General features: G+C 34.4%; 24 protein-coding genes. 5 read left to right on the plus strand and 19 right to left on the minus strand.

The features are described from left to right. Nucleotides 1-17: 17 nt before the first annotated feature. The 12 genes from BTN98_RS20180 to BTN98_RS08720 form a co-directional block, all read right to left on the minus strand. On the minus strand, nt 18-455 hold the full coding sequence (locus BTN98_RS20180) for a hypothetical protein (protein ID WP_146107011.1): 438 nt from the start codon (nt 453-455) through the stop codon (nt 18-20). A gap of 645 nt (nt 456-1100) precedes the next feature. Then, nucleotides 1101-1937 carry a glycosyltransferase family 2 protein gene (locus BTN98_RS08670; protein WP_060997342.1) on the minus strand — a complete coding sequence of 279 codons (837 nt, stop codon included), beginning with the start codon at nt 1935-1937 and terminating at the stop codon, nt 1101-1103. Continuing rightward, on the minus strand, nt 1934-2764 hold the full coding sequence (locus BTN98_RS08675) for a polysaccharide pyruvyl transferase family protein (protein ID WP_060997343.1): 831 nt from the start codon (nt 2762-2764) through the stop codon (nt 1934-1936). Before BTN98_RS08675 ends, BTN98_RS08670 begins: the two co-directional genes overlap by 4 nt. Before the next feature lie 33 nt (nt 2765-2797). Continuing rightward, the gene (locus tag BTN98_RS08680) at nt 2798-3577 is read right to left on the minus strand and encodes a lipopolysaccharide biosynthesis protein (RefSeq protein ID WP_240616114.1); all 780 of its coding nucleotides are present in this window, start codon (nt 3575-3577) and stop codon (nt 2798-2800) included. Nucleotides 3578-3603: 26 nt separating this feature from the next. Beyond that, nucleotides 3604-4302 (minus strand): polysaccharide biosynthesis protein, encoded by a 699-nt coding sequence (locus tag BTN98_RS08685; RefSeq protein WP_105029985.1) that lies wholly within the window; start codon nt 4300-4302, stop codon nt 3604-3606. Next, nucleotides 4302-4847 (minus strand): dTDP-4-dehydrorhamnose 3,5-epimerase, encoded by a 546-nt coding sequence (gene rfbC, locus BTN98_RS08690; RefSeq protein WP_060997345.1) that lies wholly within the window; start codon nt 4845-4847, stop codon nt 4302-4304. Before rfbC ends, BTN98_RS08685 begins: the two co-directional genes overlap by 1 nt. A gap of 20 nt (nt 4848-4867) precedes the next feature. Beyond that, complete coding sequence (gene rfbD / locus BTN98_RS08695) at nt 4868-5761, minus strand: dTDP-4-dehydrorhamnose reductase (protein ID WP_060997346.1); 894 nt, start codon at nt 5759-5761, stop codon at nt 4868-4870. A gap of 13 nt (nt 5762-5774) precedes the next feature. Continuing rightward, nucleotides 5775-6653 (minus strand): glucose-1-phosphate thymidylyltransferase RfbA, encoded by an 879-nt coding sequence (rfbA, locus tag BTN98_RS08700; protein WP_060997347.1) that lies wholly within the window; start codon nt 6651-6653, stop codon nt 5775-5777. Between the two features lie 73 nt (nt 6654-6726). After that, nucleotides 6727-7785 (minus strand): dTDP-glucose 4,6-dehydratase, encoded by a 1059-nt coding sequence (gene rffG / locus BTN98_RS08705; protein ID WP_060997348.1) that lies wholly within the window; start codon nt 7783-7785, stop codon nt 6727-6729. Between the two features lie 394 nt (nt 7786-8179). Next, nucleotides 8180-10357: a polysaccharide biosynthesis tyrosine autokinase gene (locus BTN98_RS08710; RefSeq protein WP_060997349.1), complete on the minus strand. Its 2178-nt coding sequence runs from the start codon at nt 10355-10357 to the stop codon at nt 8180-8182. 180 nt (nt 10358-10537) lie between these two features. Then, nucleotides 10538-10978 (minus strand): arsenate reductase/protein-tyrosine-phosphatase family protein, encoded by a 441-nt coding sequence (locus BTN98_RS08715; protein WP_060997350.1) that lies wholly within the window; start codon nt 10976-10978, stop codon nt 10538-10540. Nucleotides 10979-11034: 56 nt separating this feature from the next. Further along, entirely contained in the window at nt 11035-12177 is a 1143-nt protein-coding gene (locus tag BTN98_RS08720; protein WP_060997351.1) for a polysaccharide export protein, read from the minus strand. A gap of 570 nt (nt 12178-12747) precedes the next feature. On the opposite strand from BTN98_RS08720, the gene BTN98_RS08725 reads away from it, so the two are divergent. The 5 genes from BTN98_RS08725 (at nt 12748) to BTN98_RS08745 (ending at nt 18220) form a co-directional block, all read left to right on the plus strand. After that, nucleotides 12748-13023 (plus strand): hypothetical protein, encoded by a 276-nt coding sequence (locus BTN98_RS08725; protein WP_060997352.1) that lies wholly within the window; start codon nt 12748-12750, stop codon nt 13021-13023. A 132-nt stretch (nt 13024-13155) separates the two neighbouring features. Then, the gene (locus BTN98_RS08730) at nt 13156-13878 is read left to right on the plus strand and encodes a YjbF family lipoprotein (protein WP_060997428.1); all 723 of its coding nucleotides are present in this window, start codon (nt 13156-13158) and stop codon (nt 13876-13878) included. Between the two features lie 14 nt (nt 13879-13892). Then, nucleotides 13893-14672, plus strand: coding sequence for a capsule biosynthesis GfcC family protein (locus tag BTN98_RS08735; protein ID WP_060997353.1), 780 nt, complete (start codon nt 13893-13895; stop codon nt 14670-14672). Further along, nucleotides 14672-16894, plus strand: a complete 2223-nt coding sequence (locus tag BTN98_RS08740) for a YjbH domain-containing protein (RefSeq protein WP_060997354.1) — start codon at nt 14672-14674, stop codon at nt 16892-16894. The genes BTN98_RS08735 and BTN98_RS08740 overlap by 1 nt, the downstream gene beginning before the upstream one ends. Nucleotides 16895-17248: 354 nt before the next feature. Continuing rightward, nucleotides 17249-18220, plus strand: coding sequence for an OmpA family protein (locus tag BTN98_RS08745; RefSeq protein WP_060997355.1), 972 nt, complete (start codon nt 17249-17251; stop codon nt 18218-18220). Nucleotides 18221-18504: 284 nt separating this feature from the next. On the opposite strand, the gene BTN98_RS08750 is transcribed toward BTN98_RS08745, so the two are convergent. The 7 genes from BTN98_RS08750 to BTN98_RS08780 all read right to left on the minus strand — a co-directional run bounded on the left by BTN98_RS08750 (nt 18505) and on the right by BTN98_RS08780 (nt 25602). Continuing rightward, the gene (locus tag BTN98_RS08750; RefSeq protein WP_231730645.1) at nt 18505-19311 is read right to left on the minus strand and encodes an exopolysaccharide biosynthesis polyprenyl glycosylphosphotransferase; all 807 of its coding nucleotides are present in this window, start codon (nt 19309-19311) and stop codon (nt 18505-18507) included. 472 nt (nt 19312-19783) lie between these two features. Further along, nucleotides 19784-20539, minus strand: a complete 756-nt coding sequence (locus tag BTN98_RS08755; protein ID WP_060997357.1) for a glycosyltransferase family 2 protein — start codon at nt 20537-20539, stop codon at nt 19784-19786. A 28-nt stretch (nt 20540-20567) separates the two neighbouring features. Beyond that, entirely contained in the window at nt 20568-21341 is a 774-nt protein-coding gene (locus tag BTN98_RS08760) for a glycosyltransferase family 2 protein (RefSeq protein WP_065190093.1), read from the minus strand. Then, nucleotides 21341-22285: a glycosyltransferase family 4 protein gene (locus BTN98_RS08765; protein WP_060997358.1), complete on the minus strand. Its 945-nt coding sequence runs from the start codon at nt 22283-22285 to the stop codon at nt 21341-21343. The genes BTN98_RS08760 and BTN98_RS08765 overlap by 1 nt, the downstream gene beginning before the upstream one ends. Continuing rightward, the gene (locus BTN98_RS08770; RefSeq protein WP_060997359.1) at nt 22285-23124 is read right to left on the minus strand and encodes a glycosyltransferase family 2 protein; all 840 of its coding nucleotides are present in this window, start codon (nt 23122-23124) and stop codon (nt 22285-22287) included. Before BTN98_RS08770 ends, BTN98_RS08765 begins: the two co-directional genes overlap by 1 nt. Next, on the minus strand, nt 23109-24404 hold the full coding sequence (locus BTN98_RS08775; protein WP_060997360.1) for an oligosaccharide flippase family protein: 1296 nt from the start codon (nt 24402-24404) through the stop codon (nt 23109-23111). Before BTN98_RS08775 ends, BTN98_RS08770 begins: the two co-directional genes overlap by 16 nt. Nucleotides 24405-24411: 7 nt before the next feature. Beyond that, nucleotides 24412-25602, minus strand: coding sequence for an EpsG family protein (locus BTN98_RS08780; RefSeq protein ID WP_060997361.1), 1191 nt, complete (start codon nt 25600-25602; stop codon nt 24412-24414). Nucleotides 25603-25606 lie beyond the last annotated feature (4 nt).

Raw genomic sequence — 25606 nt, forward strand, 5'->3', positions numbered from 1 at the left:
TAAGTAAATTAGAAAAACTAAGCAACACAGTTATAGATAATAACATTGACAATGAAATTAATGACCTTTTTTTTTCCATTAAAAACATGACGATATACTATAAAAACGAACACTAGATAGTATAGTATAATTAAAAACACCCCAACATTCCCTTTATATAAATAAGGAACGGTAAATAAACCACCAACATTAAACCCTCGAACGGTTTCAAAATTTAATAGTGTTTCCTCCGATGATAAATACTTAGATAAAAAATCAGGTATTATATTATCTACAAAAAAATCATTAATACTTTTATCTTGAATATTTTGATTATTAATATCAAAAATAGATACAGGTGTTGCTATATATAAATAACCAAAGAAAAATGATTCTGGAATTATAGAATCTTTAAATTTATCAGTTGCTTTTCCCACACTTAAAATATAGTCATTATTATCTAAACCAAGTCTCATATTTCCAATATAATTAAATGAAGTAAAAAATATCGAAACGATACATAACATTTTAATAATAAATGAAAACTTTATATTTTTATATCTCACATAAAATAAAAAATAGATAAATGTATAACTAATAAAATGAAAAACAATTATTCCACGTCTTGCTAACAGTATAAATATAATATTAATTATGATTATATATATCACATAACTTTTTTTCTTACCATATAGGAAAATCTGAAAATAAACAATTGAAATATAAGATAAAAAAGCCAAGTACAACCCATGCAATAAAGGAATCCCAAATGAAGCATGTACAGCATCTGCATAGCTTGAGCTAAAAATAGGAATATTCCCAGAATAAATAACCTCAATAATAAAAAAAACAAATAAACAAGAGAAAATATATTTATCCTTGTTACTAGCTCTAAAAGAATTAGAAAGTGTTATTAATTTACTCGAAAAATTTTTTTTTTTATTGGTATTATAAGAATTAAACCTATACAAATAAGAATAATAGACACATATACATATATTCCCACAGTTTTAGAACTAACTTCATTAAAAAGATCGCTCCAACCTAAATAGGTAGAGATAAGTGATAATAAAAATACAACACCTAGGATAAATGGTGCATTAAATAATAAGTATTTCATATTACTTCAATTTTGATGATATATATGAACGAATAGGTTTCAAACTCTGTGATTTAAATGCAAAAGAGACACACAGACAAAAACCCAATTCCCTTCTATTAGCTAAATCAATTGATTTCATTATATAAAGCCATCTAGTCCCAAAAAACAATTTATGTTTATTAATTAATTGAGCATAAGCTAAAGTTTCACCATTAGAAACTCGAGGTCTAGCTAAATTACTATTAACCGCATAATCAAAGCGAGTGATTTTAAAAGCAGGTTTAATTTTTAAAGCGCGAATAATAAAATCCCAATCTTCAAAAGCATAAAAAGAAGGATCAAAACCATTAAGTTTTTGAAACATACTTTTTTCAATTAAAAATCCTATATCTATATCATTTTTAATAGCAATATCATCAACATTTATTTTACCAAACCTCTGGTTCGCCCCTTGAAAGTATGATTCAAAATCATTTAATTCATATAATCGCCCAGAACTAATTAATGAATATTGAGGATTACTTTTTGCTACTTTCAATAAATTACTTAATCGGTCAGGCAGTAGCAGATCATCATCATCAACAAATGTTATATAATATCCGAGAGCCTTTGAAGCGCCTAAATTTCGAGCTCTAGCTGCCGAATGTTCTCCATTATTACGAATAACTTTTTTATATTTAAAAGAATAACTATTTAATAGATGAATAATATTTCCAGTCATATCAACAGGGCTATCATCTACAACTAACACTTCAAATGTATTTTCATCTAAATTTTGAGATAATAAACTTGTTAAAACCCTTCTTAATAAATCTAACCGATTACAAGTAGGAATAATAATAGAAATGTCTATCATTTATCTAACGCCTTCATTAGTTCAGCCTCAAGTTCATTAAGGTTATATCGATATTTTTTAACCATTGCACTTTTTAGTATTTTTTCTACATCCATCTTTGTAACGCTAGAACTAATATATATTCCTTCATATTTAGGACTATCCGTTGTCGAATAATAATCTTTAAACTTAAAATCCCCCCCTGTTAATAAATCACCTAAGATAATTCTTTCGTTAGGAATATTATAAGCATCTGATAAAATCAAACCATGCATTGAGGAAGATAAAATAACCTCACATGTATTCAATTCATTCACAAAATCAGTGACATTTTGACTAACACTAATAATTTTCCCACCTAATTCTGTTACAATTTCTTTTATTTTATGATCATCATCTTTATAATGTAAAACCAAACCAAAAGAGCTATTTTTTTGTATATCATTACAGTTAATTACTCTAGGCATTAACAAAGCACAATCACCAAGAGGGACATTCAATTCTACAGCAAACTTTTTTTCTATATGAAATTTTGTTAGCTCTCCCCTAAGAGCCCTAATATCCCCCAATTCATTAATTCCTTTTAAAAAATCCGGATGTATTAAACCACTACCAATAACTATACTTTTTTTATTCATTTCATGAATAACACTTCCAACCATTAATTTATGTTCAAATTTTTTGATTAGAGGAGGACAGATTGGTTTCTTTTTAGAATATGCTTTGATTAAATCTAGATTTAAATCATCGCCTACATTTAACACTTCACTAAAATAATAAATAAACTCTACTTTCCCTGAAAATTTTAAAAAGATACTTTTTATTAAGAATAAAATTTTTTTTATCATTTTTCCACTACCTTTACCTAACTATTCAAATTATTATGCTTTTTCTTTAATAAATTTTATAAATTTATCTCGTTCATTTTTAGTATAAAATACCAAACTAAATAATAATAAAACAATAGCGGATAATAAAACAATTAAAATAAGATCATATAAATCAGTAATAACATATTCATTCTTTATTTGTAATAATATAACTATCGATATAAATGTACATATTAAAGTATTAATATGTACATAAATAAACTGTCGCTTATCAACATTCAGAATATACGATGAATATAATGGAGTGAATATTGCATTTTTTATAGTTAACATTATCACACTAGATATTGCTACTGAATAAAACCCTAAATCTGTTTTTGTTATTAACAAAACAGAACTAACTATTCCAAAAAACCCAAATACAATATTTAAAATAGCAGGGATTTTTATTTTATTCATAGCCACCTGTATAGCAAATAACGGTTGAACCCCTATATTAATTACAAGCGGTAAAGTTAATATCCAAACTAAAGAAGATAAAGATATATAACTACTTCCCATCCAAAAATTAAGAATTTCTTTTGACCATACGCAAATAATCACAATAGGAATTGATATTGACAAACTTAAAAACTTAACAAAACCAGACGTTAATTTTATCATATCATCGATTTTATTTTGACTATACAATATTAAAATAGCAGGTCCAAGTACCCCACTAATAATACTAGCAAATATTCTAAGAACATCATTAAATTGAATAGCTATAGAATATAAGCCTGATTGTTCTGGTCCTAAATATTTGTTAACAATTAAAAGGTCAACTTTCATAAATAAAACGAAACCAAGTTGATTAATTAATAGCCACCCCCCATTTTTAAAATATCTTGAACTTTATCAAGTCTAAAATATCTTATATCAAATTTCATATAAGATATTAATTTTATTTTATAAAAATAAGCAAACAACACAGAACAAAGACTACCAACAAGAGTTGCATAACCAACACTTATTAAACTTATATCATCATAATAAAAAAAACAAAAAATACATATACATCGAACTATATTTCTTAATACATTATTAAACTGCATTAAATCAACTCTATTTTTCGCATACATCGCAACAGAATAAACTGCACCAATTAATGAAAATAAAAAAGAGGTAATTAATAATATAAAAAGGATTTTAACTTCGTAAACCATACTAGAAGGTATTGTTATTATATCTTGAAGATGATTAATTGGATAAATCATAGTCAGTAACAACAAAACAATTACTAAAATAACAGTAATTAATGATGTGTTATATATTTCACTTAATTCATTTCTATTATTACTCTGAAATGCTTTTGTTAAATTTCTATTAATAGAGATCGTTAGTGATTCTGTAATAATTCCGATATAAGATGTAAATATAGCAGCTAATGGAATAAAGCCGTAAGCCATTACACCCAAACAATCAACTAAATATGGTGTTAAAGCCAACATCAATGCCATATTAGTTATAAATGACAATCCATTAGATAATATGTTTTTTAATATTTGTCTATTCATTATAACTTTAAATATTCAATTAAATAACAACTATTCTTATCTTTTTCTGAAAGTAACGGATCATCAACAAACGGCCATTGAATCCCAATTTTAGGATCATTCCATTTTATTGAAATTTCAACCTTCGGATTATAATAATCCGTACATTTATAAACAAATTCGGCCTCGTTACTGGTTACATAAAAACCATGAGCAAAACCTTCAGGTATCCATAATTGACGTTTATTTTCAGCTGAAAGATAAACCCCTACCCATTTACCAAATGTTGGTGATTTTTTTCTAATATCAACTGCAACATCGAATACTTCACCAGAAACTACCCGAACTAATTTACCTTGAGTATTCTCTGTTTGGTAATGTAGCCCACGCAATATACCTTTTTTAGATTTAGAGTGGTTATCTTGCACAAATTGAGTTGGTTTGCCCGTAACTAATTCTTCAAATTTATTTTGATTCCATGTTTCCATAAAGAAACCACGTTCATCACCAAAGACAGCAGGTTCAATAATTTTTACATCAGGAATTTCTGTTTCAATAACTTTCATTGATATTCTCTATCTTATATTTAAGCGTAATCACTCTGATGATTTAATGCTGATTGCCAATCACTTGCTGGAATATTAAATACTGTTGTTATTTTTTGTGTATTCAACTTAGAATTGGCTGGGCGTTTCGCTGGTGTTGGATAATCTTCAGTTTTAATTCCTTTTACATCAGGAGATTTAACTAAAACATTTTGTTCAACTGCTTTATCAAAGATAACTTGAGCGAACTCACACCAACTAACATGTGGCATACCAGAGAAATGATAAATACCATAATTATCACTATTAAATGTATTTTTTGAGCCTGTGATTGACTTAGCTATTTTAATTAGTGCAGCAGCGATATCTCCCGCATAAGTTGGTCCACCGAACTGGTCCGCAACAATACCTAACGAATCTCTTTGCTGTGCCAAACGAAGCATGGTTTTTACAAAGTTATTACCGTCTTCACCAAAGACCCAAGCCGTTCGTAAAATAATATGACGGGAGCAAGCATTAATAACAGCTTCTTCACCCGCTAATTTACTCTCACCATACACGCCTTGTGGGTAAACAGTATCTGATTCGCTGTATAAACCTTCTTTATCACCAGCAAAAACATAATCTGTCGATATATGTAATATTGCAGCGCCTACTCGCTCAGCTGCTTCGGCTAAATATTTAGGGCCATCACAATTTATAGCATAAGACAATTCAACCTCATCTTCTGCTTTATCAACTGCTGTATGAGCTGCTGCGTTAATAATAATAGTTGGCATAAAATCATTGACTGTCTTTATTACCTCTTGCTCAGAGGTAATATCAAGTTGATCTCTGTCAACAGCTAAAAATTCAATCTCAGGGCAAGATCGTAGCTGTTTAACTAAACAGCTACCTACTTGGCCATTGCTACCTGTAATTAATACTTTCACAATGTTTATTCACTTTTTATTTATTTTCAGAAACAATGCGCATCAAATACTGACCGTATTCATTTTTCATCATTGGCTCAGCGAATAGCTGTACTTGTTCTGTCGTTAACCAATCATTACGCCATGAAATTTCTTCTAAGCAGGCAACTTTTAAGCCTTGAATATTTTGTACGGTTTCAACAAATGATGCTGCTTGTTGTAAGCTCTCATGAGTCCCCGTATCAAGCCATGCAAACCCACGACCTAATAGCTCGACATTCAATGAACCATCATTTAAATACATTTCATTTAATGTGGTAATTTCAAGCTCACCACGATGTGACGGTTTAACTTGCTTTGCCATTTCAACAACACGATTATCATAAAAATATAATCCTGTTACTGCATAATTTGACTTAGGTTGTTGCGGTTTTTCTTCAATAGAAATGGCTTTCATATTGTTATCAAATTCAACCACACCGAAACGTTCAGGATCATGTACTTGATAACCAAATACTGTTGCAATCCCTTGTGATGTTAGTTCCTTAGCATGATTTAGCTGTTGTCCAAATGACTGACCATAAAAAATGTTATCGCCAAGCACTAAACACACGCTGTCATTACCAATAAACTCTTCACCAATAATAAAGGCCTGTGCTAAACCATCAGGAGAAGGCTGAATCGCATACTCAAGATTAATACCAAAGTCAGAGCCATTACCTAATAAACGACGGAAGCTTTCATTATCTTCAGGAGTAGTAATGATTAGAATATCTTTAATGCCCGCCAGCATTAATGTTGATAGTGGGTAAAAAATCATTGGCTTGTCGTAAATAGGTAATAACTGCTTAGATACACCGCGCGTAATTGGGTAAAGACGCGTGCCTGAACCGCCTGCTAAAATAATGCCTTTCATAAATAAGAATCCGAAGTTATATGTCTCGGATTGAAAATAGATTCAACCCAAGATAAAAAAAGAAATGGATAAATTAGTTACCTAAACGCTCACGGTTATATGAGCCATCTAATACTCGACTCCACCATTTTTGATTCGCTAAATACCATTCAACGGTTTTACGAATACCTGATTCAAAGGTTTCAGCAGGTTTCCAGCCAAGTTCTCGGGCAATTTTAGAAGCATCAATCGCATAACGAACATCATGCCCTGGGCGGTCTGTTACGTAAGTAATTAAGCTTTGGTATTCCGTTACGCCTTGCGGTTTATTCGGCACTAATTCTTCAAGTAGTGAACAAATTGTTTTTACCACTTCAATATTGGCTTTTTCATTGTGACCACCAATATTATACGTTTCACCTATCTCACCTTTAGTAACAACGGTATAAAGCGCTGATGCATGATCTTCTACATATAGCCAATCACGAATTTGCATCCCATCACCGTAAACAGGTAATGCTTTACCATCTAACGCATTAAGAATAATTAATGGAATTAATTTTTCAGGGAAATGATACGGGCCGTAATTATTTGAGCAGTTAGTTACAATCGTTGGTAAACCATAAGTACGAAGCCATGCACGGACTAAATGATCGCTTGATGCTTTAGATGCTGAATACGGGCTTGATGGCTCATAGGATGTTGTTTCAGTGAACAAGTCATCAGTACCTTCCAAATCACCATACACTTCATCGGTTGAAATATGGTGGAAGCGAAATGCCATTTTACGAGTTTCATCTAGTTGATTCCAGTAAGCACGAGTAGCTTCTAAAAGGGTATAAGTGCCAACGATATTGGTTTCAATAAAAGCCGCAGGACCATCGATTGAACGGTCAACATGGCTTTCAGCGGCCAAGTGCATAACTGCATCGGGTTGATACTCTGCAAAGACGCGATCTAACTCAGCGCGATCACAAATGTCCACTTGCTCAAAAGCATAACGATCATTGTTTTCAACAGTAAGTAATGATTCTAAGTTTCCTGCGTAAGTTAATTTATCTACGTTAACAACACTGTCTTGGGTATTATTAATAATGTGACGAACAACAGCAGAGCCGATAAAACCAGCGCCACCAGTAACTAAAATTTTCACAGAAAACGATCCTTTTTGTTTATAATTACAGCACCAAGATTCAGTATCCATTGGCACTATTGATGTGAATTTCACGACACAAAACTATTCATAAAGTGAATAATTTCATCAGGCCAACTCAGTGTTTTTAAGGGCCTGAGACACAAAACCTGAAATTTGAGCCATAAAAAAGCACTAGCTGTAGCAGCTAATGCTTTGTTATGAAACAAGTTTGTATGTTATTTAGCGGTTGGAGGGAATAGGTCCAACCCCCCCCCCTTTTTTCTCCGCCTCTAGGCAAAAATATTCACTCTACAACACGTTGTGATTAGATTCCCTATCTCGCTCGTTCCTCGCTGTAGGGAATGACGAGGATGACTCGTACATTCCCTATAACAATGAGAAAGGTAGTTAATTACTTATTATCACTCGCGTAACTATAGTTGTAATAACCGTAGTTGCCGCCATAAGTTGAGCTTGCTTTGCGCACCACAGCGTTAAGAATACAACCTTTCACTTCAATACCATTTTGTTCAAAACGGTGTTTAGTGACTTCGATTTCTTTCACTGGGTTTAAGCCAAAACGCGCCACAATCATGGTTGTGCCAGCATGTGCACCAACAATGGCTGGGTCGGTTACTGCCAAAATTGGCGGTGTATCAACTAACACTAAGTCATAGTTTTCAGATGCCCAATCCAACAACGTTTTTAAACGCGGGTGCATTAATAACTCAGATGGGTTAGGTGGTACTGCGCCACGAGCAATAAAATCAAGGTTTTCAACACCGGGTGATTTAATCACTTGCTCTAATGTTTGTTGACCACTTAAGTAATCCGCTAAACCGGGCTTACTATCAACACACATTTGGCGCTCCATACGGCCTTTACGCATATCGGCATCAATCACTAATACGCGTTGACCGCCTTTAGCCATAACAGCAGCCATGTTGGCCGATACAAATGACTTACCGATACCCGGACTTGGGCCTGAAATCATCACGATATTGTTACGCGCTTCCATCATTGCAAAGTGCAAGCTAGTACGTAAGCTGCGCAGTGCTTCAATCGATAAATCAGCTGGATTAGAAACAGCTAACAACGCTTGATTAACATTGAGTTTTTGTTTTGATTTAAATTTCTTTTCTAAATCATTCTGCCAAGTTGATAATGGAATTGAGGCATACACAGGTAAACCTAGTGCTTCAATCTCATCTGGGCTTTCAACACCACGGTGCAATGCCGCACGCAAGAATGCAATCGCCACACTTAACATACCGCCAAGTAAGGTTGCTAATACTACGATCAATGCTTTCTTAGGCTTAACTGCATCAGTGTAAACTTGCGCAGCATCAAGAATACGAACGTTACCCACCGTGCTTGCTTTAACAATATTAAGCTCTTGAACTTTATTTAATAGCTGAACGTAAATCTGTTGATTTACTTCAACATCTCGGGTTAAACGTAAAATCTCACGCTGAGTAGCCGGTAAAGTTTCAATACGCTTATTTAATCGAGTTTGTTCTTTTAATAACGTTTTGCGTTTATCCATTAATGAAATATACGCTGGGTGTTCTTTAGTAAAGCGTTGTGAAATATCAGTTTCTTTAAAGGTTAATTGGTTTAGCTGAGATTCTAAGCCGACCATAGTTTCAAGTGCAGATTTTGCTTCTAGGCTTAAATCTACTGATTCATTCTGTTGACGGTAGCTATTGAGTTTATCTTCTGCTGTCATTAACTGGATTTTAATTTCAGGTAAGTGCTGCTTTAAGAAGGTTAAACTATTTTCAGCTTCGGCTGAGTTACGCTCTACGTTTTGTAAAAAGTAGTTCTTACTGATGTCATCAACAATCGCTTTAATATCAGCGCGGTTCTCACCTGTCATTGATAATTGCAAAATACCGGTTTGTTTACCTTGCTCTGCTACTGATAAATTCTGTTGCAGATTTTGAATTGCATCAATTCGGCTAATTTTTGCTAATGAAAACTCAGCGTCTTTAGTTGCTTGTAAATCGGTAACAAACAGTTGGTAACCATTTGCTTGTGCTAACTCGCCTACTTTACCGGTTAGAACCTTGCGGCCATCGCTATCATTCAGTTGATATTCGCCTTTATCAGCGTTAGTAACCACGATTTGGTAACCGCCAAGCTCGCGACCATCAGCAACTGTAAAACGCGATACATTAATAAAGTGCTGCTCGCCCATTAAACGTGCTAACCCTTTGCCTACCACAGGCAAATATTCAGGGTTAACAACCGTGGTTAGGTTTAACTTATCAACCGTTTCACCTAATACCATTCGTGATTTGATGATTTCAGTTTCAGTAGTAGCACTTGATTCACCGCCACCAAACATTTCGGCCATATCGCCACCAAGTGCTGGCATACCTGAACTTTTGGCTTCAATTTGAATGAGTGCATCAGCTTTATAAATTGGGGTAGCAAGTAAAGCATAACCGATACCAACAACAGCAAAGATAAAGGTGGTGACAATAATCATCCAGCGGTTATCAATTAAAATGCCAAACAGTTTACCGATATCAACTTCATCCGTTCCTGGAGAAGTACTCGGTTGAGGATTTTGGGCAATACTCATTAAGAAAATATTCCGATGTTAAATTTAAGAAGATGAGGAAGAGCCAAAGCATCATCCAAAAGTTAAATATGGTTTACAGCGCGTGGTTAGTAGATTCCCTATCGCCCTCACGGGCATTCACTGTAGGGAATGACAGAGTTAGGGTTAGCATTCACTGTAGAGAATGACGGAGTTAGAAAGTTACAATTTCTTCGCCCACGCTGTTGCAGCTTGATCAATTAAATCATATGCATGATCAAAGGCTTCTTTACTTAGACGGTATGGATCGGGAATATCTTGTTGACCAATCCATTGGCCAAACAGCATTGTTTTTCCGCGTGCTTCTGGAGCTATGCTCGTGACGGCATCGATATGACCTTTTTCCATCACTAAAATCAGATCGTAATCTCGGCATAAATCGCTGGTAACTTGCTGTGCTTGATGGCCTTCAAGAGAATAACCATGAGCAAGTGCTACTTCCGCCGCCATTTTATCGGCCGGCTTGCCTGCTAAACCACTTTTGGCAGTGCCAACACCAGCAGAGGCGATATGTTTATTGGGTAATTTTGCTTGTAGGATTCGTTCGCCAGAGGGTGAACGACAGATATTGCCTACGCAAACAACAAGAATTTTATTGAACATAGAGATAGATTCTAAGGTTAAAGGTTTCGAGGGTATTAAGTTCGCGTCTTAACTCACTACTTTAAATTCATGTAGTAGTTCATACCTTCAGATAGCTGATTAAAGCTGCCAATGGTTGGAACTAACTGTTGAATCACACGGTTCCAACGCGCAATGGGTGCCGCAGTAACATACACTACATCGTAAGGTTGCAATTCAAACTCGGTACCCACCACTAATGCCGTCGCATCTTTAATATTTAACTGATAAATATTTGCCGCTGGCGCATGCGGTGTTTTAGTTAAATCAGCATGGTTAGCACGAATAACAAACACCCCGGTAGCATCGGCTTGTAACTCGTTAATACCACCAACGCCGCTTAATGCTTCGGTTAAGCTCATGCCTGCACGATCAATTTTTAGTAACTTAGGCTCTTTAACTTCACCTAAGACAAACACTTTTTGCGCATCATTACGTGGCACATGAACAATATCGCCATTACGTAATAAACGGTTTTGCTTTAAATCGCCACGTTGCATTAGTGCATATAACGATAAGGTTTGATCTTTGCCGTCACGGGTTAGAGTGACATTACGCCAATCAGCATCAGCGGCTAATCCACCGGATTTATTGATAGCATCCAGCAACGTTAACGGCACATTGGTGATCGGCTGTTGAGCTGGATTTTTCACTTCACCCGTTACGTAAGCTTTTTGAGCACGAAATGCGGCGACGTTAACATCAACTTGTGGTTTTTCAACATACTCTGCTAAGCGCTGGGCGATATCAGCACGCACTTGCGATACGGTTTTACCTGCGACTTGCACTTTACCGATGTAAGGGTAAAAAATGGTGCCATCAGCATGAACCCAGTTACCCGCTTCACTTGCACTACGGTAAGAGCCCGCAGGTATAGTCAGTTCAGGGTGATCCCAAATCGTAATATTAAGAATATCACCAGGGCCAATATGGTATTCATAGCTTGCTAGTTCTTGTTCAAGCTTAGTGTTTACCTGTGCAGCAACTTTAGCCGTTTTAAATTGGCTAACATTGTTAACCGTTAGCGGAAACACATTGACTTGCTGATCAAGCGTTGGTTGTTGCGAGTTAGTCTCAGCAACATGCTTACCATCAAGGCTAAGATGCGATCCAGGCATACTACAGCCAGCTAACATCACAGACGCCACTGCTGTGACAAGCATTTTTTTTGATAATTCCATTTGATTAAGTTCATCTCAGCATTGATGGATGGGATATATTTTCAAATGAGCATGCTACCGCCCGAAGGTTACAGCTCCTCAATTGCTTTAAAAAAGTATCATTTTTTTGTTGACAGATAATCATAAACACCGTGAATATATAGTGGTAATAATCAGCATGTCATTTACATATCTATCTAAAAAGAGCTAAATGATTTTATTTCAATATCATTTAGCTAATTTATGTTGCTGACGGATTCTACTTAATTTCAATATAAAATGAAATATAAAAATTAGTCCATTTATTATCTAGATCACACTAAAAACAACATGTAACTAATTGTAAATAAAGCCATAAACACAAAGCTAATTGCTTTACAACCCATCAGTCACGCCAATCTTACCTATTATTTCATAATGGTGACAAATATCACACTTTATGCACATCACTGTATAGAAAGTAAAAAAATGTCACACCATTCTATGCTGTTATTCAGTATAATTACCCACTCAGTGTTTTTATAAATCACATTATAAAACGTCATTTTATTGACGACCTATATATTATTTTTATCGATAAGGATTTACATCATGAAAAAGAATGCATTAGTTCTTCTAGCAGCTCTAGCTATGTCTTCATCAGCATTTGCTGGCGGTTATGTTGCTGATGACGCAGCACCAGTAGATGCAGGTACTACAGCGGGTACTACAACTGCAGCGGGTACTGCAGCGGGTACTACAACAGCAGTTGTTGTTGGTGCAGCAGCAGCTGTTGCAGCAGTTGCTATTGCAGCAAACGATTCTGGCAACACCAACTCAACAACGACATCTACTTCTACATCTACTTCTGTTAGCGCAGCTAAGTAATTAATGTCGTTTAACCTGATAAAAATTTAGGTTAATAAAAAATAACCGTGCTTGTCACGGTTATTCTGTTTGTAAATAGGGGCGATGATTGCCATCTCTCGCTTTAATATGGCCTATCGGAAGCGCGACCCAATGCTAAAAAAAAACACCTCTGATGTTATTTCAACCTTGGCGGCACTCTTAACTGCCACTTTATTGACGTCTGGCTGTAGCCAAAAAATAGCCAGTGTTAGCGATACGGTTAATATCGCTGTCTACGGTACGGCAGATATTCAAAAATCCGCGCATGAGATTGCGGCATTACCTTATGCCAGCACCTATGTTCGCATTGACGACCAATCACAACTTTTTATGGTATTAGCTCTGGCAGAAACAGCCACGGGCGCAACCATTAATGATGCCAATTCAACGGATACCCCGGCTCAACTTAAATGGCTTGCAAGCGATAACGGCATGTTGATCACTCAAAGTGGTCGCATTATAAAAACCGTCAATCTATCCCAAGGTAATTTATTGAGTACTCACGCAAAAACAGCAGATCCATTGAGCTTAGGGCTACATTTAGCTTCAACGCCAACCACTTGGCAGCGCACAATTGATTGGCAACCGGGTTACCACATTGGTTATCAACTTAATTCTGAGTTTGTTTTTCAGCAACCTGAAGTGTTAACCATTAACGGTAAATCAGTGCCGGTATTGCGTTTTAATGAAAATGTCACCGTCAAGCAGCTTGATCGCCACTACAGTAATACCTTTTGGATTGAGCAACATACGGGAAGAGTGGTAAAGAGCCTGCAATATTTAGCCCCCTCTTTACCAAGTGTTGAAATGACTATTCTTAAACCTTTTGGCTAACGGTAGCATCTTTTATGTCTTGTTCAGTTTTTAATTTATTCTCTCGCCAACGCACCTATGCTGCGATGGCGAGTTTGTGCTTGTTAGTTGCTATGCCTGCCATCGCTCAAAGCACTATTACCTTACATGCTAATGGTCATTCGGCAGCCGCTGTCACTTTGCAGTACGCGGATTCAGTACGCTTAGCACAAGTTGTTAGCGATAGCCTTAAGCAGCGTACAACAGCGACAGCACCTTATTGGCTTGGCAGTAGCTTAACCACCACCACAGTGCCGAGCGCTAAAGCAGCATTAATTAAACAGCTAACCACATTAAGCCAACAGCACAGTGACGATGCAGCACTTAGCCGCAGCTTTGCCAATACTGCGCAATGGTTGCAGCAACAGATTCAAACTCAGCGTCTGCCAGTGGCAATTGATATCGACAAAGTACGCTTAAACAAAGCAGATAACCCATTATTAAACGGTAACTATCAACTTAGTTTGGCTAATCGTCCAACCTCTATCACTGTTATTGGTGCGATTGAAGCCCCACAACAGCTTGATTGGCAACCACGAATGGCTGCCAATGACTATTTAGCCCACGTCACGCCACTTGATATTGCCGCCAATAGCGAAGTCACGGTTATTCAGCCTGATGGTGTGGTTCAGCAACACCCTATTGCCTACTGGAATAACAACCATTTGGATATCGCTCCTGGCGCAATTATTTATGTCGGTTACCAGTCTTTATTTAATGATTATCGTGATTTAAACCATGATATTTCTTCAATGCTAATCAACAGGACGTTGTAATGAACTCTGTCACCTCGGCTGCAACTCGCCGTCACCACTATCAACGTCCGTTATTTGCTCTATCGACATTAGCAATAGCGTTATTACCTTTATGTCAGGCGCAAGCTGATAGCTTTAGCTACCCTGAAATGCGTTATTCCAACACTGATTTCGGCGGTGTTGGTTTAATGCAAATGCCGACAGCACGTATGCATCAAGAAGGTGAATTTACTTTTGGTACTACCATTAGTAGTGATTACCACCATTACTGGGCATCATTACAGCTATTACCATGGCTAGAAACGACTATTCGTTACACTCAAATACCTGACCTCTATTACAGTCATAATCCCGATTTTAGTGGTGAGACTCTAATGACCGATAAAGGTATCGATGCCAAAGTGCGTTTATGGCAAGAATCTTATTGGTTACCTGAAGTCGCTATCGGTATTCGTGATCTCGGTGGTACTGGTTTATTTGATGGCGAATTCATTGCTGCCAATAAACGCGTCGGGCCATTAGATTTCACCCTTGGTTTAGGTTGGGGCTATATCGGCCAACGCGGCAACATCACTAACCCATTTTGTAAAGTCAGTGATACCTTTTGCGATCGTAATAATGGTTTCAAAAATAATGGCGGTAGTTTTGATACTCAACGTTGGTTTAAAGGCAATGCTGCCCTTTTTGGTGGTGTCGAATACCAAACACCATGGCAGCCTTTACAGCTAAAACTTGAATATGACGGCAACGATTATACCGATGATTTTCGTGCTAATCGTGGCCATGATATGACGCCTAAATCACCATTTAATATTGGAGCGGTTTATCAATTAAGTGATTGGGCTACGGCAAATATCAGTTATGAGCGTGGCACTACCGTTAGCTTTGGTTTAAGTGTTAATACTAACTTTAATCAACTTAAAGCCAGTTGGTTAGATGAGCCAATGCCGACGATAGCAACAACGCCGACAACAAATAATTTAACTACCGAGCAATGGCAACAGTTAGCTCAAGATGTTGAAAAGATTGCTGGTTATAAAAATCCAACTATTTACCAACATGGCGACAATAGCATTACTGTGGTTGCCGAGCAGGTTAAATATCGCGATCGTGATCAAGCCCAATTACGCGCTGGGATTTTATTAAATAACCAAGCGCCTGCAGTTGAACAATTCAATATTATTGAAACAGTGGCTAACCAGCCGATCACAGAAACTATTCTCAATCGTCAGCAACTACTGCAAGTCGCTAACAATGATTATATCGGCAGTCATATTGATGACAGTCGTACCACGGTTGCACCGAGTACTATTCAAGGTCAGCAAATGGTTGATCTTAATCAGAACTGGAATGTGGGTGTGGCACCGACTCTGCAGCAATCATTAGGCGGTTCTGAAGGCTTCTACATGTTTAATGTCGGGGTTACAGCCAGTGCTGACTATTGGTTTAATAACCACTTCACCGTTGGTGGCTCGGTGTATTTAAACCTCTACGATACCTACGATAAATTTAAATACGATGTTCCGCCTGATGGTACTCACAATAAACGCGTGCGTACTTTAGTGCGTCAGTACATTACTGATAACACACTGCGTATGAATAACTTACAGCTAACGTGGCTAGATCAACTATCAAGTGATTGGTATGCCCAAACGTATGCGGGTTATTTAGAAGTGATGTTTGGTGGCGTTGGTGGCGAGGTGCTTTACCGCCCTGTTGGTAGTAATTGGGCATTAGGGCTTGATGTCAATTATGTTAAGCAGCGTGATCCGCATTCAGCATTTGGGTTCTTTAAAGATCAAAACCAATACGATGATCATTTAGGCCGTCCATATGAAGTTCAAACTGGTACTACAACCGGTAATTTAACCGCCTATTACCAACCGCAATGGCAATGGTTACCTAATACGCTCTTAAAAGTCAGTGCTGGACGTTATTTAGCCGAAGATACTGGCTTCACTATCGACTTCTCAAAACAATTTGATAGCGGCATCATCGCTGGTGCTTTTATTACTCAAACCAGCATGTCAGCAGAAGAATATGGTGAAGGCAGCTTTAACAAAGGTTTTTATGTCTCAATTCCATTTGACATTCTAACCGTTAAACCAAGCACTAGCCGCGCTCATATCTCATGGTTACCAATGAATCGTGATGGTGGTCAAATGCTAGGCCGTCAGTATCACCTTTATGACTTAACCGATGGACGCCAACCATGGAGCGGACGAAAAGCGTTTAATAATTAAATTGAGTCAATAAATCGATAACTCATTTGTGGGTTATCGATTTTCGTCACTATTCGACTCATTTTTATAAATACGCACTTTTTACGATTGCGTTAATAGCAAATAACACTAACAAAAGAATACCCAAAAGGTATAAATAATTCCATATTAACAGTTTGTTACACTCTAAACACCAAAATAAATGAAACACCGTGTAATTGCTATGTCATTCAAAAAAAATGCATTATTATATATGAAAAATATATCCCAATTACATTTGTTATTGTAGGGTATATACAAGCACTTTCATATAATAGTGCGAAAATTACCGGCTTAAGTCGGATCTATTACAATTAGGAAAATACGGCAAATATTATGAAAAAAACTTTTCTAGTACTACCTCTTGCTCTTCTTGTATCTGGCGCGGTAAATGCTGCAACAGATAACCCGTTTTATGCTGGTGCTCGTTTAGGTAATAGCTTCTACGACATTAAACAAGAAACAAACAAAATTGATGTTGATAACAAAAACCTTTCTGGTGGTGTTTTCGCTGGTTACCAAATCACTCCATGGTTTGCAGCTGAAGTTGGTTACACTAACCTAGGTAGCGCAAGCGTTACTAATGGCCAAGGTAAATTTACTGCTCAAGGTGCTGACCTTGTAGGTAAGTACTCTTACGCTATCAACGATAAAATTGATGTGTTTGGTAAGCTAGGTGCTTTCTACTACGATTGGAACGCTAAAAACGGCGCAACTCACGATGACAACGGTTGGGCTGCAACTGCTGGCGTTGGTGCTGAGTACTACATCAACAACAACGTTTCTACACGTGTTGAGTACCAATACTACAAAGATGTTGGCGGTGCTGACATTCAATTCGCTGGCGTTTCTCTAGCATACCACTGGGGCGCTCCAGCTGCTGTTATTGCTCCAGCAGTTGTTTATGTTGATCAAGTATCTGTAGCTACTATCGAAGAGCTTAAGCTAACTGTACCTTTCGCGTTTGATAGCACTAAAATCACTGCTGGCGATGCTGCACACCTAGTGCCTTTCGAAGAGCGTCTAAACCAATACCCTGAAGCTACAATCACTGTTATTGGTCACACTGACAGCACTGGTCCTGAAGCTTACAACCAAAAACTTTCTCAAGAGCGTGCAGAAGCTGTTGCTAAAGAACTACGTGCACACCTAAATGTTGGTGAAGATCGCGTTCTTAGCGAAGGTCGTGGTGAGCTAGATCCAGTTGCTTCTAACGATACTGCTGAAGGCCGTGCTGAAAACCGTCGTGTTGACATCATCGTTCCTGAGCTAAACATCGAGACAGTTACTAAAGTTGTTGCTCAGTAATTATTACTGATACAGTAGCTTAGTACGGCGTATTTATTAGGTAACTAGTAAGCGCTAATAATCCGCCATAACTTCACGGTTATGGCGGATTTTTTTGTTTAGGGGAGATAAAGAATAAGTGACGATAATTAAAAAGGGGCGAGGAAAAATAACGAGTGGAAAGCAGGAAAAGTAAATCATAATGGCAGGAATAAGGAAAATACAGTGCGGAAAGAGCTAGAATCAAAAGCAAAAAAAAGCCCAACTCATAATATGAATTGGGCTTTTTTATTAACATACTTCAATTATTTAGCACCAAAACCAGTGAGCATAGTGCGGATCGTTTTAAATACGATATTAATATCTAGCCAAAAAGATAGATTCTTAATGTAATATAAATCATGCGCTAACTTCTCTGATGTCGATTCAGTATCATCAGCATAACCTTGAACAACTTGTGCCCAACCAGTAATACCAGGTTTAACCATATGTCGATAGCCATAAAATGGAATCTGTTGTTCAAACTGTTTTACAAAACTATCTTGCTCTGGACGAGGGCCAATTAATGCCATATCGCCTTTTAATACATTAAAGAATTGCGGTAATTCATCAATTCTAAATTTACGAATAAACTTACCCACTTTGGTTACACGTGCTTGCTCTGCCGTGGCAAACTTATCTTCAGCACCTGCTTCTTTGATGGTCATACTACGAAACTTATAAATACGGAATAACTTACCACCTTGCCCTACCCGCTCTTGTATAAACATCGCAGGACCCGGATTTTCAAGTTTAATAAAAATAGCTGTGATCGCCATTATTGGTAATGTAATCAGAAAAGTCGTAATAATAATCAGTGATTCCCAAATACGCTTAAACGTCATATAAAGTGGATTTGGCTGCAAAGAACCAATGGCATTTTCCATTAAGTGCTTAGTTTGTACTTTACCTTCAAGCATCTCACGAATACTTTCAGCATGGAAAACAGCAATATTATTCAAGCTACAATCGGCGATAAACTTTTCAGCTTCTGGCGAAAGGTTACGATGTAAATCAACAACTAAACCACCTTTAATATTTGCAATATCATAAGGTGCTTTTAGCTCAATCACGCGCACTCTGCCCTTTTGATTTAACGAACTAATATCAAAATTAGGAATAGCAAATAAGATTAAACGTTGGCTTTCTTGCCTAAGTAAAGACGTAATATATAACCAAAGAAAACTTAAGACCCAGCCATAGAAAACAATGCTCCGAGAATAATCAATACGAGTCATAAACATAATGGTTATAGCAAAACAATAAACACTAAGTAAAACAGGTAAAATATAATATTTTCGCTCTACTAATAAATAACTAGTAATCCGGGGTAAAATCATTGCACTCGCTAAATAGCAAATCCCCACCATCCACATTGAGTTTGCAACTGTCTCACGCCCATTAATTGGCGTGATAAACAGTTGTAATAATAGTAAAACAAAAATAACTCCTATCGTATGACATAGATAAGAATTTGAGAGCAATTTTTTCATAATTAAATTTTATATCATCCTAAATTGGCGTTAATTACTTACATAACTTATGTTATTTTGACTTTTTAAACCCTAAGTATGTATAACAGCAAAAATAAAAAATGCTTTGTTTGAAAGTTAATTTTTCAACGTCTCTGTATAATCGCCACTGGTATTTAGCTGCACTCTTTTTATTTGATGAAACGCTATTAGGCTGTATAGCTAAATAGTCAGCTAGAACATCATCCAAACCCCAAGCATAATCAACTTTTTTCAAAATTCTAAGCCATAAACCTAAATCCTGCCGCTTTGATATATTAGGCATATATACTTTCCCTATTTTACTCGAATCATATATAGCAGTTAAGCAACCGATACGATTACTTTTCAACATATCACGGTATGATACTTTCAATTTAGGGTGATATTGACCTAACATATTTCCTATTGAATCAATTCTATTATACGAGGTATAAGATAATGCAATGTCTTTTTCTTTCATGAACGATATTTGTTTAATTAGTTTTTCAGAATGCCACTGATCATCACTATCTAAAAAAGCAATATATCGTCCTTGAGAGTTTTCAATCGCGATGTTTCTTACAATCGCTGGACCTGCATTCCATGTTTGCTTAATAAGCTTTATACGAGGCTCTAGATCTATATATGATTCAATAATCTGGCAAGTATTATCTGTTGAGTTATCATCAACAATTATCATCTCCCAATCAGTTAAAGATTGGTTTATTACTGACTGTATCGTTTTTTCAATTGTTAATGATGAATTATATGAAGGTGTAATAACAGAGACTAATGGCTTTGAATGCATTTTAATTCTCGAGTAAAGTTAACAATATTCAATTGGTATAATAAAGAGATTTGATTACGTTTTTCATTGCATTATTTTCACGGATAATTTTTATCTTCTTTATACAAAATATAACATATAATAAATAACCTCTAATAAAACCATTAGCAACTTTAAACATTTCCAACTTTGTTTTTAGCTTGAGTGGCGTTGAATAAAAATCTTTTCCTGATGATATAAGAGGATGATAAGTACACACTTTCCGTGTCTTTATGATTTCTTTTCCCTTACTCAATAAATCACATGCAAAAATATATTCCTCACCAGAAACATATTTAGCACCTAACCCAAAACTTTCATTAAACCTAACACCACTAAGCAGGTCTATTTTAATTATCATATCAATTGAAGAGATAGATGCTGCTGATATTTTATTAATTTTTTGTTCTTTATTCCCTTGAAGATATTCAATTTCTTCATGCGAATGCGAAACAACTAACATCGCTACATTTGAATATTTATTAGTAATATTTTCAATGTAACTAAAAGATGAATCATGAATTTCAACGTCATCATCCATAATCCATAAATATTTGGCTGTTGTATTTTCAATAGCTAAATTTCGGCTTTTTGATAAGCCAATAGTATTTGATTTAATGTAACGAACATTTTTAGGTAATATTTCGATATAATCACTATAATCTATATCGTTTGTAACTTGATGTATAATAAGGTAATTAAAATCATCACGAAACTTAGGATTATAAATGCCATCATTTAACGTCGATATAGCGACTTCAATATTTAGTGTTGAGTCTAACATTATAATGCCTCCCAGCACTTAACATACTTATCTGAAACTTGTTCCCAAGTAAATAATTTATTATCAATGTCTTTTCTTTTACTTGCATTATATTGCAATATAATTGCTTCTTCTAATTCTTTTTTATTATCAACAACTATATAACTATTAGATAATGTGATAAATTCATTAATGCCGACTAGATTAGAGGTAATAACATAACATTGATAATTTATAGCATCTGCAACAGCTAAAGAAAAAGATTCAAATTCACTATATTGAATAAATATTTTTGATTTTGATAATGATTCAAATACTATCTCTTTATCACTAAAACCAAAGTCTTTAATAAAAGAAAAGCTATTTATTTTACTTGAGTCAATTCCATGCTCACCAAAAAGATTAACTTTAATATTTAATTCATGTTTGTCATTTATCTTTTTGATTACTTCACAAACTTCCAAATGTCTTTTTTCTTTACGTCCACCACCTATAAGTGTAATTAAATTTTCTTGTTTTAATATGGATGATTTGGCTATAAAGTTAACACCATTAGGTATTACAATTGCTTTGTTATTTATTTTTGCTTTTTCTGCCAATAAATTTGATACTGGCATAATCTTGTTTGCACATCTCTGTTGTATTAATTCAAAAAATCTTCGATGTGGTGCTATTTTTCTAAATTGTGACTCCATAATAAGACTACCATGCATAGTCATTGATGCTTTTTTTCCACATAATCGTGAAAACAGCATTAGCATCATCCCAAGAAATGATACACCAGAAACATGAACAACATCTATATTATGAATTTTCCTCATAACAGAAAAACTTATTTTTGTCGTTGATTGAAGAAACTCTACTTGATTGCTATGATTTGATTTTTCAATACTATCTCTAACATTAATATCGACAGTACTAGGCCCATTACCTTTAATAAAATCACCGATATAAAGCACTTTCATTAGTTCTTTAGCCTCCGCTTAATTAATACATATGCAGTTGCTAAGATTAGTTTTATTGCTTTATTTAACGGATATTTTTTAAAAACCTTATCTATATTTTTAATGGTGAAAATTGCAGAAAAATGGAAGGCTGTTTGTTTTAAAACATTTAATTTGAAGTTTGATAAATTCAAATTTGTTTTTAATAAACTAAAGACACCTTTAGGATTGTTTTTTAATAAAATTTTATAATTATCAGTCAACCCTCCCTGAACATACTCACCTGTTATGATAGATTTATTAAAACAGTGAATATCATATTCATCAATTACCTTATTCCATACTACAGATTCAGTAACAAATTTTTCATCATTATAAATAGGAAATTTATTTTCCTTAAATATATCTGTTCTTATCACAATCAATCTATCCCCACCAAGTTTGATGAAATCATCTAAAGTATAGAGTTCTTTATCAAAAGGCGGACAAAGACTTTTATTATCAATAAACGCATTTATTTCATAATCACAATCATATAATAAAAATAATGAGTCTAATGCATTCTCAACCAAATGATCATCGCTATCAACAATAGTAATATATTTTCCATTAGAAACATCAATCCCCATATTAACAGCTGTATGCTTACCACCATTTTCTTTTCTAATATATTTAAATTTAAAATTTAACTTAGATTTAATATCTTCTATAACCTCATCTACATTATCTGTAGAACCATCATCAACAATAATCCATTCTATTTTTGATAGCCATTTTATATTTTGACTATTTATTGACTCGGCTAAAACATTTAAATAATGAGCGCGATTATAAAGTGGTGTTATTATTGAAATAAACATTTAATACCTTTTAATTCTTTAACATATTGAATAGGATTAAACATTAAAATATAAGCTTTAGATTGCGTTATAAATAATATCCTAGATTCTTTGAATATAATTAGTGATAAATAATTAGCAATTAAATATGCAATAAATGAAGAACCAACAGCACCGATAATACCAAATGTCGGTATTGTGTATAAATTTAGCCCAATATTAACTATAGCGGCTAAAATAGTTTTTACTATTTCAACCTTATAGAACTCATTTGCATACAGATATCTTGATGTGAAAGCACCAGAAAAAATAAACAATGAGCACCAGATATGAAAAGATAATACTAAGCTAATATTACTATTATCACCATACAACGATGATGTTAAGTATGGTGAAATCAACATTGTAATCAATGATCCAACTATACAAAATAAAGTAACAGTTGTAATTGCGACTTTAATAAATTGAATTTTTTTTTCATTGCTCAGTTTTATAATTTTAGGATAAAATGTATTAGCTAAAATACCTGCTAGAATAAATATAGATGTCGATAATCTTGTCGCAGCAGAAAACTCCCCTGTCGCAGCATTACCGATAAAGTATTTAATCATCAACACATCAGTTTGAGTAAATAACATTACACTTAACGTCGATAAAATTAAGCTTATACCAACTTTTGAGTATTCCTTACATTTATCACTATTAATAGAAAATGTATATGGGGCCTTAAACAAAAATTTATTTACGACCCATGACACTACAAACTGAATAACATAGTATATTGCATAAACAAACAATACATATTCTTTGGTTTTTATAACACTTAAATAAATACTAACAACTGGTATAAAAATCAAGAAACTAATAACTATTGCAATAGTTCTGTACTTTGATTCAACTAATGCTGAATAATTCCAGTAAAAAGACTTAGATAATATGATAAATAAATTAGCAACCAAAATTGATGCCATTGCGACTTTTATTACAAGGTCACTATGATCAAATATAATCAATGTTGTAATCAAAACAAAGATGAAACCTACAAGCTGGATCAGTATTCCAGAGTAAATATACTCACCAGTTTTATTTTTATTATTAACAATATCTTTTATTACAATAACATCAATTCCAAGAATGAATATTGATATAATAATCGTTATCATATTTAATGTATAAGACCATTGACCATAGTTACTAATGCCTAATGTTTGAACATAATATGATGCCATCCATATTTGGAAAACAAGCATGGCCACTCGATCGAAAAGAATAACTCCAATATTTAATAAGTATTTTTTCATTATCTACTTAGTTGCCTTGTGTAAGATATGGTAATTCTTCTGTTATTCTATTTACTATTAATGTTATTAAGTCAAATATATCAGATTGAATTGGTTTAAAACCTAAAAAGTTAAGGTTACTCCCCATTAATGCCACATTATAAAACAAATATAATGCAGGAATTAAATTAATAGATACAATTGATATCAATATCAGATATTTTGATTTGAAATTAATATCCCCACTTAAGAGCGGATATAATAACAACCCAGGGAAAGCACACATAAATAATGCAAATCGATTCGACATCGCGGGTATATTAATAAACCCCCAAAATAAAGCAAAACTAAACAATCCAAAAGTAATTAAAAATATACTATTTGCTTCTTTATTTAATTTATTTCTGTACACATATAACAAATAGAAAATAAAAACGAACTGACTATTATATATAATAATTTGAGAGGTTTTTAACGTTGAAAACTTAATATTTGCACTAATCAACTTACTAAAAATATAATCATAAAAACCAATATGGTACAACAACAATAATCCAACAATCAATGCGGGAATTATCACGTATAATGCTTTTTTGAATTGGTTTATATATTTAATAAACATCAATCCTATAGGCATTATAGCTGACGTATGAGAGATAATACTAAGAAAACCATATACTATACTTTTTTTATTCCATTCAACTATCAACATGAAAACAAATAGCATAGACAATATTTGTCTTATAAAATATGAATTAGCTTGAACAAAACCATAACTAAAAAAAACACTAAAAAACAATAACAAATAAAAATCTTTTGTCATTTTTTTACAGACAAATATTAAAAGTGTAAAAATTAGTGTGTATACCGTAATTAAAAAAGCAAATTGATTATCTTCAGCAAGAAAATATACCACCTTCATTATAACTAAAATAAAAAACTCAATCCCTTTCCCAAATCGAGTGTAATGAAAAATATCTATATTATTAATATTATTATACACATGAAGATATTCAGCCAAATCTCCAAAAGGTTGCAATGTCGCATAAAATAAAATACTAAAAAAAACGACAACTACTGATGCTATATTTCTTTCTAACTGTGATAAAAAAGGGCTAAAAATACATATAGCAGCAACACCCAAAAGCGGACTTAAACAAAATAAAAGCATAAATAATATAAATACATTCATTTTAATAATACTGCTGCTAATGTTCATAATA

It is taken from the genome of Photobacterium aquimaris (assembly GCF_002954455.1).
In the GTDB taxonomy this organism is placed as follows: domain Bacteria; phylum Pseudomonadota; class Gammaproteobacteria; order Enterobacterales; family Vibrionaceae; genus Photobacterium; species Photobacterium aquimaris.